17 protein-coding genes are annotated in these 16,113 nt (G+C 68.8%); 5 read left to right on the top strand and 12 right to left on the bottom strand.

The features are described 5' to 3' along the window. Positions 1-21: 21 nt before the first annotated feature. Entirely contained in the window at positions 22-1,182 is a 1,161-nt protein-coding gene (locus JT689_RS02865; RefSeq protein WP_205251460.1) for an acyl-CoA dehydrogenase, read from the bottom strand. Between the two features lie 108 nt (positions 1,183-1,290). Between JT689_RS02865 and JT689_RS02860 the strand changes: the two genes are divergently transcribed. Further along, entirely contained in the window at positions 1,291-2,046 is a 756-nt protein-coding gene (locus JT689_RS02860) for a PHP domain-containing protein (protein WP_205251459.1), read from the top strand. Positions 2,047-2,050: 4 nt separating this feature from the next. On the opposite strand, the gene JT689_RS02855 is transcribed toward JT689_RS02860, so the two are convergent. Genes JT689_RS02855 through JT689_RS02845 form a run of 3 tightly spaced genes read right to left on the bottom strand, consistent with a single transcriptional unit; the run spans position 2,051 to position 3,460 of the window. Beyond that, a complete protein-coding gene (locus JT689_RS02855; RefSeq protein ID WP_205251458.1) occupies positions 2,051-2,533 on the bottom strand; it encodes a metal-dependent hydrolase in 483 nt (160 codons plus the stop codon). A gap of 21 nt (positions 2,534-2,554) precedes the next feature. Continuing rightward, on the bottom strand, positions 2,555-3,070 hold the full coding sequence (locus JT689_RS02850; protein WP_205251457.1) for a CinA family protein: 516 nt from the start codon (positions 3,068-3,070) through the stop codon (positions 2,555-2,557). Between the two features lie 45 nt (positions 3,071-3,115). After that, the gene (locus JT689_RS02845; protein ID WP_010902225.1) at positions 3,116-3,460 is read right to left on the bottom strand and encodes a nuclear transport factor 2 family protein; all 345 of its coding nucleotides are present in this window, start codon (positions 3,458-3,460) and stop codon (positions 3,116-3,118) included. A gap of 89 nt (positions 3,461-3,549) precedes the next feature. Between JT689_RS02845 and JT689_RS02840 the strand changes: the two genes are divergently transcribed. Next, positions 3,550-4,593, top strand: a complete 1,044-nt coding sequence (locus JT689_RS02840) for an ArsA family ATPase (protein WP_205251456.1) — start codon at positions 3,550-3,552, stop codon at positions 4,591-4,593. A 15-nt stretch (positions 4,594-4,608) separates the two neighbouring features. Here the strand turns inward: JT689_RS02840 and JT689_RS02835 are convergent, their stop codons facing one another. From JT689_RS02835 to JT689_RS02825, 3 genes are read right to left on the bottom strand one after another with little or no spacing between them, the layout of a single operon-like run. Continuing rightward, positions 4,609-5,430 carry an SDR family oxidoreductase gene (locus JT689_RS02835; RefSeq protein ID WP_205251455.1) on the bottom strand — a complete coding sequence of 274 codons (822 nt, stop codon included), beginning with the start codon at positions 5,428-5,430 and terminating at the stop codon, positions 4,609-4,611. Positions 5,431-5,488: 58 nt separating this feature from the next. Continuing rightward, on the bottom strand, positions 5,489-6,283 hold the full coding sequence (locus tag JT689_RS02830) for an endonuclease V (protein ID WP_010902222.1): 795 nt from the start codon (positions 6,281-6,283) through the stop codon (positions 5,489-5,491). 4 nt (positions 6,284-6,287) lie between these two features. Further along, complete coding sequence (locus JT689_RS02825; RefSeq protein WP_010902221.1) at positions 6,288-7,289, bottom strand: rhomboid family intramembrane serine protease; 1,002 nt, start codon at positions 7,287-7,289, stop codon at positions 6,288-6,290. A gap of 94 nt (positions 7,290-7,383) precedes the next feature. Between JT689_RS02825 and JT689_RS02820 the strand changes: the two genes are divergently transcribed. Beyond that, the gene (locus JT689_RS02820; protein WP_205251454.1) at positions 7,384-7,797 is read left to right on the top strand and encodes a DUF5788 family protein; all 414 of its coding nucleotides are present in this window, start codon (positions 7,384-7,386) and stop codon (positions 7,795-7,797) included. Between the two features lie 38 nt (positions 7,798-7,835). On the opposite strand, the gene JT689_RS02815 is transcribed toward JT689_RS02820, so the two are convergent. Continuing rightward, entirely contained in the window at positions 7,836-8,738 is a 903-nt protein-coding gene (locus JT689_RS02815; RefSeq protein ID WP_010902219.1) for a hypothetical protein, read from the bottom strand. A gap of 90 nt (positions 8,739-8,828) precedes the next feature. On the opposite strand from JT689_RS02815, the gene JT689_RS02810 reads away from it, so the two are divergent. Continuing rightward, entirely contained in the window at positions 8,829-9,110 is a 282-nt protein-coding gene (locus JT689_RS02810) for a DUF5789 family protein (protein ID WP_012289142.1), read from the top strand. A gap of 80 nt (positions 9,111-9,190) precedes the next feature. Beyond that, entirely contained in the window at positions 9,191-11,074 is a 1,884-nt protein-coding gene (gene mpcT / locus JT689_RS02805) for a chemotaxis signal transducer protein MpcT (protein WP_205251453.1), read from the top strand. A 12-nt stretch (positions 11,075-11,086) separates the two neighbouring features. On the opposite strand, the gene JT689_RS02800 is transcribed toward mpcT, so the two are convergent. From JT689_RS02800 to JT689_RS02785, 4 genes are all read right to left on the bottom strand, one after another. Continuing rightward, positions 11,087-11,857: a type II CAAX endopeptidase family protein gene (locus JT689_RS02800; protein ID WP_205251452.1), complete on the bottom strand. Its 771-nt coding sequence runs from the start codon at positions 11,855-11,857 to the stop codon at positions 11,087-11,089. A 38-nt stretch (positions 11,858-11,895) separates the two neighbouring features. Beyond that, positions 11,896-12,114 (bottom strand): hypothetical protein, encoded by a 219-nt coding sequence (locus JT689_RS02795; RefSeq protein WP_010902215.1) that lies wholly within the window; start codon positions 12,112-12,114, stop codon positions 11,896-11,898. 33 nt (positions 12,115-12,147) lie between these two features. Then, the gene (gene nreA, locus JT689_RS02790; protein WP_012289141.1) at positions 12,148-13,416 is read right to left on the bottom strand and encodes a DNA repair protein NreA; all 1,269 of its coding nucleotides are present in this window, start codon (positions 13,414-13,416) and stop codon (positions 12,148-12,150) included. A 160-nt stretch (positions 13,417-13,576) separates the two neighbouring features. Further along, entirely contained in the window at positions 13,577-16,069 is a 2,493-nt protein-coding gene (locus tag JT689_RS02785) for a DNA topoisomerase I (RefSeq protein WP_205251451.1), read from the bottom strand. Between the last annotated feature and the right edge of the window lie 44 nt (positions 16,070-16,113).

Here is a 16,113-nt window from a genome sequence, read left to right as displayed (position 1 = left end):
CCGGCGTTGTGTGGGTGTTCGTTACTGGTCGCCGGACTGCCGGTAGACGAGGTTGCGCTGGATCTCGTTTGCGCCCTCGTAAATGACAGGGATGCGAACGTCACGGTAGACGCGGGCGATGCGGCGGTCGGTGAAATTCGACCGGCCGCCGTGGAACTGCATCCCCTGTTCGGCGTTGGCGGTTGCGACCTCGGTGGCTTTGGTTTTCGCCATCGCCGCCCACAGCCCCGGTTCGTCGTGGGCGGCCACCTTCTCGGCGGCCCGGTAGGCGAGCGCGCGCGCCGACTCGAACTCGATGCGCATGTCCGCGAGGCTGTGCTGGACGGACTGGAAATCCGAGACGGTGCGCCCGAAGCCCGCGCGGTCGTGAACGAAGTCCCAGGCCTCCTCGAAGGCGGCAGCCGCAAGTCCCAGCCCGTGGCCGGCGACGACAACCCGGCCGTGGTTGAAGAAGTCGGTCAACATCATGAACCCGCCGCCCTCGGTGCCGATGAGGTTGGCCTCCGGAACGCGGCAGTCGTCAAGCACGATGTGCGCCTGCTTGGAGGCGCGCATGCCCATCTTCTCGGGGATGTGTTCGGCCCCGTAGCCGTCGGTGTCGGTCGGCACGGCGAACAGCGAGTAGTTCATGTACCGGTCGTCGGTGTCGCCGGTTTTGGCGTACACCGTCACCCAGTCGGCCTCGACGCCGTTGCCGATCCAGTACTTCTCGCCGTTGAGCACGTACTCGTCGCCGTCCCGCTCGGCGGTCGTCTGCATGCCGGCGAGGTTCGAGCCGACCTCCGGCTCGGAGACCGCCAGCCCGGTGAGCTGGTCGTTGTTCGCGACGGGCGTGAGCAGCCGGTCTTTCTGCGCGGCGGTGCCGTACTCCTCGACGAGCTCCGCCCCGAAGCTCGCGAGCTGGATGGTCAACGCGATGCCGGCGTCCGCGCGGAAGAACTCCTCGGCGATGGCCAGCATCTGCGTGAGATCCAACCCCCGGCCGCCGTAGTCCTCGCCGATGTCCTGGGCGACCAGCCCGGCGTCCATGGCGGCCTCCAGGACCTCCCAGGGGTACTCGCCGGACGCGTAGTACTCCTCGGCGTGGGGCGCGATGTGCTCGGCGGCGAACGCACGCGCGTCCTGTTTCACGGCACGGGCGTGCTCCGGGACGACATCATCGGACAGCAACTCGACGTCCATACGCCGCGGTTGGACTGCAGCCGGATAAGTTCGATAAAACCCCTGACATCGGGCAACGCGTTCACCGCGACCGAAAGCGGCTAACACCGCGCACGCAAACGAGTGTGCGTGCCGACGACTCGGGTTGACTTGCACGTGAAAGTGTTGAACGACACGGTGATTCGGCGCGCGAAAGCCGCGGACATCGACGTGCTCGTGTACGCACCGCATTTCACCCGCCTGCCAACCATTCGTGAGCGCGCGGCCGCGTACAGCGACGACGACATCCTGGTGGTGCCCGCCCGCGAGGTGTTCACCGGGTCGTACCGGGACCGCAAACACGTGCTCGCGATCGGCCTCGAGGAGTGCGTGCCGGATTACATCACACTCGATGGGGCGTTGACCGAGCTGGCGCGCCAGGACGCGGCGGTGCTCGCGCCACACCCCGGGTTTCTGACCGTGAGTCTGACGCCGGCGGACATCGAAGCCTACCGCGACCGGATCGACGCCGTGGAGACGTACAACCCGAAACACGCCCCGCACAACAACCGCCGTGCGCGCCGGCTAGCCGACACACACGGGATGCCGGCGTTCGGGTCGTCGTACGCCCACCTGGCGGGCACCGTCGGGGAAGTGTGGACGACCATCGACACGACGATCACGTCCGGCTCGGAGCTGACGGCTGCGCTCCGTGATGGGGTATCGCGCACCGTCGACCACGACACGGGACTGAGTCATTACCGCCAGCGGATCGCGGAGAAGCTCCACCTCGGGTACGAGAACACCTGGGAGAAACTCGACCGAGTGGTGCTGTCGGGCATGGAGCGAACCCACCCCCGGCAGGTGGCCTACGACGGCCGCTTCGACGACGTGGCGGTGTACTGAACGGCTAGTAGGGCGCGGGAAGCGCGTTCAGCGGCACCGTCGCGGGGACCACGCGAACCAGGACCGCGATCACGGCCACCTCCAGGACCGTGATGAGGACGGTGGCCGTGCTCGCCCACTTCGAGGACGTGGTGACGCCGACCGGAAGTCCGTACTCCGCGCTCGACAGCGGGTAGAACAGCGCGATGCCGCGCTTGCTCCCGACGACGTCCAGGACGTAGTGGCTGGCGACCCCGACCCAAACCCACGTGAGGTTGCCCGTGTAGAACGGGAACGCGTACAGCACGGCGAGCACGGGCAGGTTGTGGAGCGTTTTGCGGTGTTTCCCGAAGTCGGTGTCGACGTCCGGGAACAGCGTCCCGAGCACGACCGGAATGAGCGTCGCGGCGATCGTTTCGAGCGTGCGAACGCTGCCGTCCGGGTGGATTGCGAACCCGAGGCCGATGGCGAGCAGGATCCCGTTCAGCACGTGGTCGCCCTTGTTCACACCGCGGCCGACGCACGGGGGTCACGTCACCTTTTCGAGTTCCGCTGCGAGCACGGTCAGTGCGGCGCGCGCGATCCGCGTTTTGATCGCGCGGCGGTCGCCGTCGAACTCGCGGCGCACGACCGTCGTCGCCGAGGTCGCGGTCCCCCAGTCGCCGGCGTACGCAGCCCCGATGTAGGCGGTGCCGACGGGCTTCTCGGGGGTGCCGCCGTCGGGGCCCGCGATCCCGGTCGTGGCGACCCCCCAGGTCGTGCCGGCTTGGTCGCGGACGCCGCGGGCCATCTGGCGGGCGACCGGTTCGCTGACGGCCCCGTGTTCGTCGAGGTGCTCGCGGGACACGCCGTGGTCGAGTTTCGCGTCGTAGGAGTACGTGACGTAGCTGCGGTCGAAGTACGCGCTGGCCCCGGGTACGTCCGTCAACAGCGACCCGATGAGACCGCCCGTACACGACTCCGCGGTCGCGACAGTGTGGCCGGCGTCCCGGAGTGCGTCGCCGAGTGATTGCTCGGTCGGCGGATCGGGGTCGGAGTCGTCCATGACAGCCCGTTCCCAGGGTACGAGCAAGAAGCTACCGCTGCCGGCCTACACGGTGTCACGGTCGGTGTACGTGTGGCGCTCCGTGATCGCGCCGTCCCGGATGACGTGGAAGTCGGCAAACCCGAACTCGACGGGGTCGCCGGCCTGCTCGCCGGTGAACGTGCCACGAACGGCCACGGTATCGCCGTCGACGGTGAGCGTGTGGACGGTGTGCGTGCCGGTGAGCGCGCGCTCGGTCCGGTAGAACTGCCCCAGGTCGTCGGTACCGACGATGGTGGGGGTGCCGGGGCGCTCGTAGACGATATCGTCGCTGAACAGCGCCAGGACAGCGCTGATGTCGCCTTCGTCGACGGCGTCGTAGTACGCGGTCACGAGGTCGGAGCGGTCCATGCGCCACCAATGCACGGGGACCACTGTAACAGTACGTGTCGGGCGGCCGCGACCAATGGATTGACCCCCGTGGGGCGTCGACTACCGGCATGGACGAAATCGAGGTCGAGGCGGTGGACTCGCTCGACCCGGGTATCACGGTCGACACCGCCGAATACGTGCTGTACGGTGGGAAAGGTGGCGTCGGGAAGACGACCATGGCGGCGGCGACGGCGGTGGCGTCGGCCAGCGACGGCACGAACACGCTCGTGGTCTCGACGGACCCCGCACACTCGCTGTCGGACACCTTGGAGGCCGAGATCCCGAGCCGGCCACACCGCATCCGCGAGAACGTGCCGCTGTGGGCGGTGGAGATCGACCCGGACGACGCCCTCGACCGGACCGGCATGTTCGGCCAGGACGGCGCGCTCTCGGGGACCCTGGAGACGATGCTCGGCGGCGACGCCGGCGCGCCGGGCGGCGGTGACGGGAGCGCGGCGATGATGCCCGGTGCCGACGAGGCCGCGGCGATGCAGTTGCTGCTGGAGTACCTCGACGACGACCGCTTCGATCGGGTGGTCGTCGACACCGCGCCGACCGGGCACACGCTCCGGCTGCTCGAGCTCCCGGAGGTGATGGACTCGATGGTCGGCCAACTGATGCAGGTCCGCGAACGACTGGGCGGCATGATGGACGGGCTCACGGGCATGTTCGGCGGTGACGACGACGCGTCCGCCGAGCAGACGATGGGCGACCTCGACGCGGTCAAGGAGCGCGTCGAACAGCTGCGGGCAGTGTTGACGGACCCACAGCGCACCGACTTCCGGGTGGTGCTCGTGCCCGAGGAGCTCTCGGTGGCGGAGTCGAACCGCCTCATCACGCGCCTCGACGAGTACGGCGTGCCCGTGAACACGGTGGTTGTGAACCGCGTGATGGAGCCGCTTGCCGACGTCGCCGACGTGCCCGCGGACGCGTTCGTCGCCCCGAACCACGAGGACTGTGCGTTCTGCGCGCGCCGCTGGGACGTCCAACAACAGGCGCTGGCCGACGCCCAGGACATCTTCCGGGGGCACACGGTGAAACGCGTGCCGCTGCTCGCGGAGGAGGTGTGCGGAGAGCGTCCGCTGCGCGTCGTCGCTGCCTGTCTGGCGTGATCGGACGACGACGGGCTACGTGAGAACGCGCAACAGAACCCGGTAGCCGGCGTCGAGCAGGCGGTCCGGGAGGAACCGCGCCAGCACGCCGACGCGACCGGCCTGCGCGACCGGATACCGGGCCGCCGGGTTCGGGCTGACGGCCGCCATAGTGATCACGTCGGCGACGCGCTCGGGAGACACGGCCCCGACGCCGTTGACCGCGCTGGCGTCCTCGAACCACGAGTAGATGCGCTCGTAGCCACCGCTGCGGTCGAGGGCGTCGAGTTCGGCGTCGGCGCGGTCCTGAAACCCGGTGTCGACCGGGCCGGGCTCGACCACGGCGACGTCGATGCCGTGCTCGGCGACCTCGCCCCGGAGCGCGTCGCTCAGCCCCTCCAGGGCGAACTTCGAGCCGTTGTACGCGCCCATGCCCGGCGTGGCCACGCGCCCGGAGACGCTGGAGATGTTCACGATGGTACCCTCCCCGCGCTCCCGCATGTGGGGAAGCGCGGCCCGGACCAGCCGGTGGGGCCCGTAGACGTTCACGTCGAACTGCCGGTGGAGCTTCCGGGGCGGAACGTCCTCCAGCGGGCCGAGCTGTGCGAACCCGGCGTTGTTCACCAGGCAGTCCAGCCGGCCGTGGTCGTCGACGGCGTCGTCGACGACGGCGCGGCACTGCGCGGGCTTGGTCACGTCCAGTTCGGCGGTCTCACAGCCGGTCTCTTCGGCGAGCGCCGCGAGGTCGGCCGTGTCTCGCGCCGTCGCGACGACCCTCCACTCCTCGTCGGTCAGCGACCGTACCGTCGCCGCGCCGACGCCCGACGAACACCCGGTCACGAGTGCGACCTTCTCCATGCGGTGACCCTCGGGGGCCGGGTAATTAACGCTTGAGTAGTCGGCCGGCCACCCGCAGTCACGTCAGGTCGGCAGCGTACTGATCTGCCAGTCGGGTCGGGGCGGGGAGCTTGTATTGGGTGCAGGTAGCTTCGACGAGGTCGGCCGCAGTCCCGGCGCTCACACGGTGGCCGGGGCTAACGTAGAGCGGGTTGATGTGGCGCGTCTCCGGGGTCGGGTACTGGCGGGACTGGAGCGCGTAGCCGACCACGGCGCCGTCCGGGGCGTCCATCGAATCGTCAGCCTCGATCGCTACCCGGGTGCCCGCCGGCAGCGGGTCGGCGAGCGCCGCCGCAGGCGTCCCGCAGAGGAGGCTCTTCGCCACGCCGACCGCCGGCACGTCGAAGAGCACGCCGACGTGCGTGGCGAGACCCGCCTGTCGGTAGTGGATGCGCCCGCTGCCGTCGACCACGAGCAGGTCCGGCTCGACCGACAACGACGACAGCGCGTCGATGACGGCGCTGCCCTCGCGGAACGCCAGCAACCCCGGCACGTAGGGAACGTCCAGCGGCGCGTTGCCCGCAGCGCGCTCGATGACGGCGCCGTCCCGGATCGCGACGGCGGCGCTCACCGAGACCTCGTCGTCGCGGAACGCTTGGTCGACGCCAACCACCACGGGGGCCGCTTCGCCGCTGGTGGTGGCTCCGCCGAGCGCCGCCTGCTCGCCCGGCGGTTCGTCGAGACCGATGCGCTCGGGGGTCAGGCCGTGGTCGTCGGCGAAGTCGGCCACGGCCGCGATGTCGCGCTGGCGGGACGCCATGGCGTCGGTGTCCAACCCGGGGGCCGGGCGGAACTCGGGACGAACGACGCGCATGCGGTCAGCGCCGCCGCCCAGGGCCGCCGGGGCCACCCGGGCCGCCCATTCCGCCGCCGGGACCGCCCCCGAACTGCAGTTCGTTGGGGGCGCGTGCGCCCTCACGTTTGAGCTTCGCGCCGTACAGCAGGCCGATGCCGAGTCCGGCCAGGTGCGCGAGCTGCGCCACACCGCCCGCGCCGATGCCACCGGTGCCCGAGACGAAAATGGAGTACGCCGCGAACAGGCCGGTGGCGAGCCACAGCGGCATCGGGATCACGAAGTAGAGGTAGATGCGAAGCCCCGGGTTCAACAGGGTGAGCACGCCCATCAGCGCCGCGATCGCCCCGCTCGCGCCGAGCGTCGCGGAGAACGCGTCGCTGATCAGGAGCCGGCCGTTCTGGGAGGCGATGACTGCCGGCCCCGGGTTCGCCAGGAGGCTCGCGCCGACTTGCGCCAGTCCGGCCAGGATGCCGGCACCGAGGAACAACGCGACGAACTTCTTCGACCCGATGCGGTCCTCGACGATGGGGCCGAAGAAGTACAACACGATGCTGTTCAACACGATGTGGGAGAACCCACCGTGGGCGAACACGGACGTCACCCACGTCCAGACGTACTCCGGGTGGGCGGTGTTCAGCGTGAAGAGGTTGTACCACGTCGGGGAACGGTCGGTGATCCCGGCCAGGGGCGCGATGCCGTACTGGATGACGAACGTCACCCACATCACCCCGAGGAACAGGAACGCGGCGTTCCCCCGGAAGTACGCCACCAGCCCGCCGGGCCCGGTGTTGATCGGAATCGCGTCGGCGATACCCCCGCCGCCACCACGGGACTGCTGGGTGGCCTGCCCGTCGACGGTGTCGTCGAAGCCGCTGTCGAAGACGCCGTTGGGGTCGCCCCAGTTCTCGAGGCCGGGGCAGTCGTGGTTCTCCGGCAGGCGGTGGTCAGAGCAGTAAGTGCCGCCACAGAGCCGACACTGGTATGGCATCGGTTCCTGTGTGCCACACCGATCACACGTCGCCATCGACACACCGTAGGCGTGGGCTGTGGTTATGGCTTTGGGTCGGCGCGTTGATAGGAGCCGCGTTGCTTTTGCGGGTCGCAGGGCAACCCATCGTATGCGCGAATCAGAGCGGAAACAACTGCTGGCGCGGATCGACAAGGAGACAGCGACGGTGGGCACCTCGATCCCCGACGAGGTCGAGGTACAGGGAGAGACGATCGAGTTGGCGTCGTTCGTCTTCGACGTGAAACGCCACGACACCATCCCCGACGACCTGGAGACGGAGGTCGAGCACGCGAAACAGTCGCTGCGCCGCGAGCGCAAGCAGCGCCGCGAGCGGATCGAAGACGGCGACATCGGCTACGAGACCGGCGACCGGGAGGCCGACGTGATCATCGGGATCGACAGGGCGTTGCACGCCCTGGAGTCACTGGGGGAGACGAACATCGAGGCCGAGGAGCGCGCCCGGGAGACCGCCGACAAGAAGCGCTGGGTGTCGTTCGTTCAGTCAGCGCTCGGCAACTCCTGAACGGTGTGGCGTTCTCGGGCCGCCCCCACGGGGGGCTGTCAGTCGCTGTTTTGCTCCCACCACTCGCAGGCCTCCATGTCGTCCATGCGCTCGTCGTAGAGGCCACAGTACGGCTGCATGCCGTCCTCCGTGTCGACGTAGTCGAAGTGCGTGCAGTTGCCACAGTATTCGTCCGGCCCCGGACCGTCACGGGAGTCCGAGCCGTCGAGCGGCGAGGAGATGTCGGTCTCGGTCGCGCCGCCGTCAGAGACCGACGCTCCCCCGGGCGGGGAGGGTTGCGAGCGCGGGGTCGACTGCGCGCTGGGTTTCGGCTCGGAGGCGTTGGCGCGGGTCTCCTGGGCGGGGTCTTCGACGCCGCCGAACACGCCGACCCCGCCGAACCCCTCGGCGTCGAGGGCTTCCCGGGCGGTTTCGACGTCCGTCGTTGGCACCTCGACGGTGCGCGTTTCGCCGTTCTGTTCGACGGTCATGGTCACGGTGCCGCCCGGATCGTTGCGGGTTTTGAACGTCGCGACCGCGGTGAACAGACACCAGAAGGTGGTGATGATGCCGGCCGCGTAGACGACGATGAACGCCAGCGTCTCGGTGCTGGCGGCCCCGGCGTCGTACCACTTGTAGGGGTAGGCGATGCGGAACAGCATCACGCCGAGAACGGTCAGCCCGGAGCCGAGAGCGGCGGCCGCGCGCTGGAGGCGGTTGGCGGGCAACACCGTGAAGATCCCCACGAAGACGGCGGGGATGCCGAGCCCGCCGAGCACGCCCGCGATCTCACGGCTCTCATAGGTTCCGAACCCCCGCGATAACAGGAGTTCGGTCGCGCCCGCGAGGATTCCTCCGGCCACGAGCAGCGCGCCCGCAGCGAACAGTCCCATGCCGAGATACACCCGGCGGGTGCTCGCTTCGCCGCCACGGCTGTCGTACGCTTCCCCGAGGCTCGTCATGCATTCGCCTTGTCGTCGCAAGGTAAAAACACTACGTCAGACGCGGCCCGCTTCGAAAGCTTGAATCCGAGGCCTCCCGAAGCCGCGGACATGAGCGATGACAACGACGAGGACGCACCCGCCGTCGAACTCGGGGAGGGGGCGCGCGTCGCTGGGGCACCGATCGCGCGCGTGGCGTCCCGGCTGACGTGGGCGCTCCAGAAGAGCGAGGTCGTCCGTAAGGAGGGAGACACGGTGGTTCGGACGCCCGACGGTCCCCGGGATCTGGACGCCGTGCTCGAAGACGTATCGACGCCGTATTTCGAGACGCGCCGCGAGTTCGAGCGCGACGTGCGTGCCGCGATGGGTGCCGGCCCGGTGCCGACTGAGTAACGGCACGAGACGGGACGCTGGTTCCCACCCCACGGGAACCACAGGATAACCATTTTGTCGGGGGACATAGACGATTAGGCATGAACATAACACAGGCATACAAGCGCTCGCTGTGGTGGTCGATGGACGTGGTGGGGGCGACCGGCAGCGTCGAGCGGAAGATGCTGACCGCCGTTGGGCTGCAGTTCCTCGCAGCCGGCGGGATGGCGTTCCTGACCGTGTTCACCGCCGGCACCGTGCAACTGATCGGTGTCGGTGGGATGCTCGCGTTGTCCGTCGTGGCGTTCTACAACACCTACCTCATCGCCGAGGCGGACTTCGTGGAGCCCCTGGTTGCCCTGGAGGACGCCGCCGACGACATCGCGGCCGGGGAGTTCGAGCGCGCGGACATCCCGTCCTCGAAGCGCGACGACGAGATCGCGAGCCTGGTCGCGTCCTTCGATGGGATGCAGTCGAACCTCGAAGTGGCCTCCCGGCAGGCCGACGCACTGGCGCGCCAGGCGTTCGACGACCCCGCACTCGACGAGTCGGTGCCGGGGGCGTTCGGGGAGAGCATCACGGAGATGGCCGACAGCCTCGAAGCGTACACCGCAGAACTGGAGGATAAAACCGCCGAGTTGGAACACCAGCAGGCGGAACTAGAGCGCCAATCCGAGCAGCTGCGGGCGCTGGTGGATGCGCTGTCGGAGGCGACCGACGCCGCGCGCGCCGGGGACTTGACCGCGACCGTGGACGCGGCCGCGCTGGACGTCACCGACGACCATCGGGCGGCGGTTGAGGACTTCAACCAGTTGCTGGAAACGCTTGCGGACACCATCAGTGACATCCAGTCGTTCTCGGACGCGGTGCTTGCGGTGTCACGGACGACCGACGAGCGCGTCGACGCGGTGGCGGACAGGAGCGCGGCCGTGAGCGAGAGCGTCACCGAGATCGCGGACGGCGCGAACCAGCAGACCAACCAGTTGAACAACATCGCCGCCGAGATGGACACCGTCTCCGCGACCGTCGAGGAGATCGCGGCCAGCGCCAACGACGTGGCGAAGACCGCGCAGGCGGCGGCGGACCGCGGCGAGGACGGCCGCGGCGAGGTCGAGGAGACCATCGAGGCGTTGCGCGCGCTGCGCGAGCAGAGCCAGGCCGTCGCGGAGACCGTCGAGTCACTGGCTGCGGAGGTCGAACGCATCGACGGCATCACGGCGCTCATCGAGGACATCGCCGAGGAGACGAACATGCTGGCGTTGAACGCCTCCATCGAGGCCGCCCGCACTGGCTCCGACGGCGACGGGTTCGCGGTCGTCGCCGACGAGGTCAAGGACCTCGCCGAGGAGACCCGCGAGCAGGCGGCCGACATCTCCGAGATCGTCGATGCCGTGACCGAGAAGGCCGAAGACGCCTCGATCGCCATCGGGGAGGTCGACGCCGAGGTCGAGCGCAAGATCACGAAAGCGGAGGGCGTGTTGCGGGATTTCGAGGCGATCGTCGACGAGGTGGCGAACGTCAACCACGCAGTCCAGGAGATTTCGGACGCCACCGACCAGGGCGCGCAGTCGGTCACTGATGTCGTGGGGATGGTCGAGGAGGTCGCGTCGGTCAGCGAGGAGACGGCCGCCGAGTCGGATACGGTGGCGGACAACGCCGCCGAGCAGACGGACGCCACCGACGAGGTCGCCGACCAGATGGACGAGCTGGCCGAGCAGACCGCGGCGCTGGCGGGGATGCTGGATGACTTCACGGTGCCTGCGGACGCGGGCACGGCCGACCAGTCGGTGGCTGATGACAGCCCGACTGCACAGCCTCCGGCGGCGGACGACGAGCCGGCTGCCGCCGTTGTTGACCAGCCACAGCCGGCGAGCGACGCCGAGGACGAGGAGGGGGTTCCGGATTCGGGTGGCGAGTCGGTCGCCGTCAGCGACGGCGGCTGGGCGGACGACAGGTCGTCGTTCACGTGGGCGGACAGCCAGTAGCGGCCCCGCCAGTCAGAAGAGGTGGATGAGTTCGGGTGCGTCGACAGTGGTCGAGAGGTAGGTCAGCCCGAACAGAGTGCCGTTGTAGAGGCCGTGTGTGAGTGCGGGGACAGCGAGGTTGCCGGTTTTCTCGTAGAGCACGCCGAAGACGATGCTCGGCACGAACAGGATGGCGATCGTGGCGGCCGCCGCCGGGAGGCCACCGGAGAGCGCAAGGATGTGTATCGGTGCGAACATCATCGACGCCAGCAGGATCGCCGGCCCGGCGCTGAACCGCTCGCGCAGCGAGCCCTGAATGATGCCGCGGAACAGCAGCTCCTCGCCGGGGCCGACGAGCAGGAACTGGCAGACCACGAGGAGGGGGATGATGCCGGGGTTTTGGGCTGCCGTTTCGCCGACGGAGTTCGGCGCCGTCTCGACGGAGAGCGCGGTGAGCACGATGCTGATGATGAACAGACCCGTGAACGACGCCAAGAACCCGCCGAGGGCGTAGCCGATGTCGCGCAGTGACGGCACCGAGACGTTCAGCAGCGACCAGCCGTCACCCCGCCACCGGAGGTACGCCCACGCGACCAGCGGGAACGACAGCCCTTGGAGTGCGATCAGGGAGACGCCGATCTCGACGATCGGGCCGACGTTCCCCGTGGCTGCCGGGGTGAGCCGCATGTATCCGATCAAGAGTGAGACCGCTAGGATCGATCCGAGGGCGATGGCGACGATAGTGAGGAGGACCGCAATCCCGACCGCCCGAAGCTGTGGACGATACGAAGTGGCCGAGGTCATGCACCAGCGTTGGCGGCGGTGCTCAAAAAACCCCAGTGCTACGGCTCCTCGCGATTGCGGCGGTCCTCGCGCAGCGCCGCGACCTCTCCTTCGAGGTGCTCGACGCGGGCTTCGAGGTCGCTGCCCCCACGATCCGAAACGGCGCGGACGACCCAAACGGTGCCGTAGGCGACTGCTGCGATCAGAATCAGGAGGAAGGCCATGACTGCGAGCTCCATGCCACTCGGGACACCACCGATGAACACTGGGGGGACCATGTGGTCAGCGATGGACAGGGAACTAGATAAAGGTTAGGCGAACTCCGAGAGCGCGCTTTGGACGCCGGCAACCATGTCGGACTTACGGCGGAGGGCGGCCAGCGAGACCGGGAGGTGGTCGCTGATCTCCGCGACCGCGCCGTGGAAGGTCTCGGCCTCGCCCGGCTGACCGTCGAAGGCGTTGCGGACGCTCTCTCGGACCTGCCAGACGCCGACGGGTGCCCAGTAGTCGTCGCTGACCTCCCGGAGCACCAGCGCCTTCGCCTGCCGGCCGATGTCCGAGAGGTGTTCAAGGACGCCGAGGCGGGCGGCGTAGTACGCGCCCGCCGTCTCGTCGACGTAGCCGGTCCGGCCCTCGTAGCCCTCGCTGGCGGCCGCCATCCAGAGGTCCCCACCCGGGTCCGGGTTCCAGATGCTGCCCGGGGCTTTCATCTCCACGAGTTCGTGCTCCCAGCGGCCGGGCGCCAGCACCACCCAGTAGCGGTTCCCCATGTACTCGTTGACGTGGACGGTGACCTCATCGACGCTGGGTGCGTCCCGGATCGTTCCGCGGAGGTACTGGCCGACCGTGTCGTCGACGGCCGTGATCGACCACCGCGTGGGGACGAGGCGGCGGTGGTGGCCCTGCCCGAGCGCGCCCACCGAGAGCACGCGGTTGATCTGGTAGACGTCTAACCCCCGCCGGTAGAGGTACGTCATCGCGCCCTCGGCCGCCCAGTCGTCGTCGGCGAGGGTTTTCTCCACGTACCGCGGCACGTGGGGGTTCTCCCCGAGGGCGGCGGATTCGGCGCTTGCGTTCGGCCCCGACGGCGCGTTCGCCGCCGGGCTCGTGTACTCCTCGCGGTCGAACGTCGGGGCGTCCGACAGCCCGATTTCGACGTCCACCGGCCGGTCGGCCATCGCGACTTCGCGCTGCGTGCCGACGAAGCCGTCCCAAACGTCGTGGACGTTCACGTTCGCCGCCCGACGGGAGTTCAGCAGGCCGGTCCGGTACTGGAGGACGTTGTCGATGCCGAGGCCCTGCTGGTACCACTCGCCGCTCGTCGCGAACTCCGCGGGGTCGGCGTCCCCGGCGACCGGCGAGAGGATGCCCGCCGAGACGTCCGGGTACGCCGACCGCCCGACGAACACCGACGGCGCGGTCGCCCCAACGAGGGTGTCGCCCTGCAGCGCCTCGGTGACGCCCTGTTCGACGTCCGCGACGAAGTCCAGGATCTCGTAGGATTTCTCGGCAGCGAGTTGCTGGCGGCGCTGGTGCTCGCTGTCCGGCTGGAGGTCGTCGATGTACTCGTCGAGGTGCACGCCCGACCGTAGTGTGGCCATTCACTTGACCGCGGCGCTACTGGCGGCCCGTTCCGCCGCAACCAGAACACACCCATCACGGGGGCACGTAGGCGGCGATACGACACGCAATCCGTGTCGTATGTCACACGCTTGGCGGCCCGGATCGAGCGGGCGGCTGTCAGTCCGCCTGCGCTTGCCACTCTCGGATCGTGTCGGCGCTGACGCCCGAGACCGCGTCGGCGATCCCCTCCGGGTCGGCGTCGGCGAGCGCGCCGACGTCCTCGACCCCGGCCGATTCGAGTTTTGCAGCGGTTTTCGGACCGACGCCGTCCAGTGCTTCGAGTCCCTGCTGGCGCTGGCGGGCCTGGTACTCCTCGTAGTTGCAGATGGGGCAGCCGAGCTCCCAGGGGTCGTCGTCGTCCTCGCCGTCGTGGACGACGAGTTCGGGGAGGTCGTGCTCGTCGCAGTACGTCTCCGTGACCTCGATGTCGCCGCGTCGGGGCAGCGGCAGCGAGTACTCGCAGTCCGGGTAGCGGTCGCAGCCGACGAGCCGGCTGCCCGACTGGAGCTGCTTGATGGCGAGTTCGCCGCCGTGGGGTTCGCCGCAGTCCGGACACGGCCCGATGAGTCGGTCCTCGGACTCGTCGGCCGCCTCGGCCGCGCACAGCGGGCAGCCGTGGACGAACGTGTTCCGGCCGGCGAGCATCTTCACGTCGTGGAGGTCGTGATCCTCACAGACGGCGTCCATGACGAGTGGGTCGCCGGTCGACGGCAGCGGGAGGGTGAACTGGCACTCCGGGTAGCCATCGCAGCCCACGAAATGCGATCCGGTGCGGGACTGCCGGAGCAACAGCGTGTCGCCACACTCCGGACAGGGGCCGAGTGATTTGTCGGCCTTCAGTGACGTGCGGAGGTGGTCGCCGATCTCAGCCCGGGAAGCGGTGAGTTCGTCGAACACCCGGTCGAGCATCTCCCGGGACTCCGTGGTCACGTCGTCGAGTGTCGTTTCGCCGTCGGCGATGGCGGTCATGTCCGCCTCCAGTTGGCTGGTCATCTCCTCGCTGACCACGACATCGGCGTAGTCCTCGGCGGCCTCCACGACCGCCTCCGCGAGCGTCGTCGGCCGCGGGGGGTCGTTCTCGATGTAGCCGCGGTCGTAGAGCTTCTCGATGGTGTTGTGCCGCGTGGACTTCGTCCCGATGTCCATCGACTCCATCGTCTCGATGAGCCGGCTCTGCCCGTACCGGCGCGGTGGCTGGGTCTGTTTGGCGTCCAGTCGGGCGTCGGTGATGGCGAGCGTGTCGCCCTCCTCGACGGGCGGCACGTGGTTCTCGGAGCTGTCGTAGTACGGGTAGACCGCGTGGTAACCCGCCTCGACGAGGCGTTTCCCGTTGGCCTTCAGGGACTCGCCGTCGGCGTCCGCGGTGACGCGGAGATGCGCCCACTCGGCGGGCGCGGCGACCGTCGCGAAGAACCGCCGCACGACGAGTTCGTAGACCGCCCATTCGTCCTCGGAGAGCTGATTGCGGTCGGGGAAGTCCGTTGTCGGATGGATCGGCGGGTGGTCGGTGGTCTCCTCGTCGCCGCTGGTCGGCGAGAGGCGGTCCTGGTCGAGCAGCGAATCGGCGTCGTCGCCGAACACCGTCTGCTGGAAGGCTTCCAACAGGTCGCGCTCGTCGAGGTCGTCGGGGTAGACGGTGTTGTCGGTGCGGGGGTACGTGATGTAGCCCGCGGTGTAGAGGTCCTCGGCGATGCTCATCGCGCGGCCCGCCGAGTAGCCAAGCGAGCCCGCGGCGCGGATGAACTGCGTGGTATTGAACGGCGCGGGCGGATCGTCGGTGCGAGTCCGGCGGGACACGGAGTCGACGACCGCCTCGCCGGCCTGCCGGAGGGCGTCGAACGCGGCGTCGGCGTCGCCCTCGTTCCAGACGCGCTCGGCCTCGGTGCCGTCCGCGGGGTCCTCGTAGAAGTACTGCGCCTCGAAGGTCGTCTGGTCTTTCCGGAGGTCCGCGAACAGCTCCCAGTAGTCGTCGGGGTCGAACGCCTCGATCTCGCGTTCCTTGTCCACGATGAGCTTCAGCGTGGGCGACTGCACCCGGCCCACGGAGATGAAGTCCTCGCCCATCTGGCCCGCCGACAGCGACAGGAACCGGGTCAGCGACGCCCCCCACATCAGGTCGACGATCTGGCGGGCTTCGCCGGCGGCCGCGAGGTCGAAGTCGATGTCATCGGGGTCCGCGAACGCCGACCGCACCTCGGTGTCCGTGATCGAGGAGAACCGCACGCGGTTGACCGGTGCCTGCTCGTTCACCTCGCGGACGAGCTCGTAGGCCTCCTTCCCGATGAGCTCGCCCTCGCGGTCGTAGTCGGTCGCGATGACCACGTCGTCGGCCTCCCGAGCGAGCCGCTGGAGCGCGTTCACGATGTCCTCCTGGGTCGGGTCTTTCACCACGTCGGCGTGGATCAGTTCCGCGGGCTCGACGTCCCGCCAGTCGTTGTACTCCGGCGGGAAATCAACCCCGACGACGTGGCCGGACAGCCCGATGCAGCGCCGGCCACCCCACTCGTAGACGTTCACGCCCGCGGTCTGTGTCGTCGACGCCCCTCCCTCGGAGAGGATGTCGGCGATGCGCCGCGCGGCGTTGTTCTTCTCTGTGACGATGAGTTCCACGGTGTGCTACCTCCACCCCTGCGGGTGTCGTTGGGGACTGTACG

The organism is Halobacterium sp. GSL-19 (genome assembly GCF_016917855.1).
Lineage (GTDB): Archaea > Halobacteriota > Halobacteria > Halobacteriales > Halobacteriaceae > Halobacterium > Halobacterium salinarum.
The sequence above is the reverse complement of the archived record's forward strand: the minus strand, read 5'-3'. Positions and strand labels throughout refer to the sequence as shown.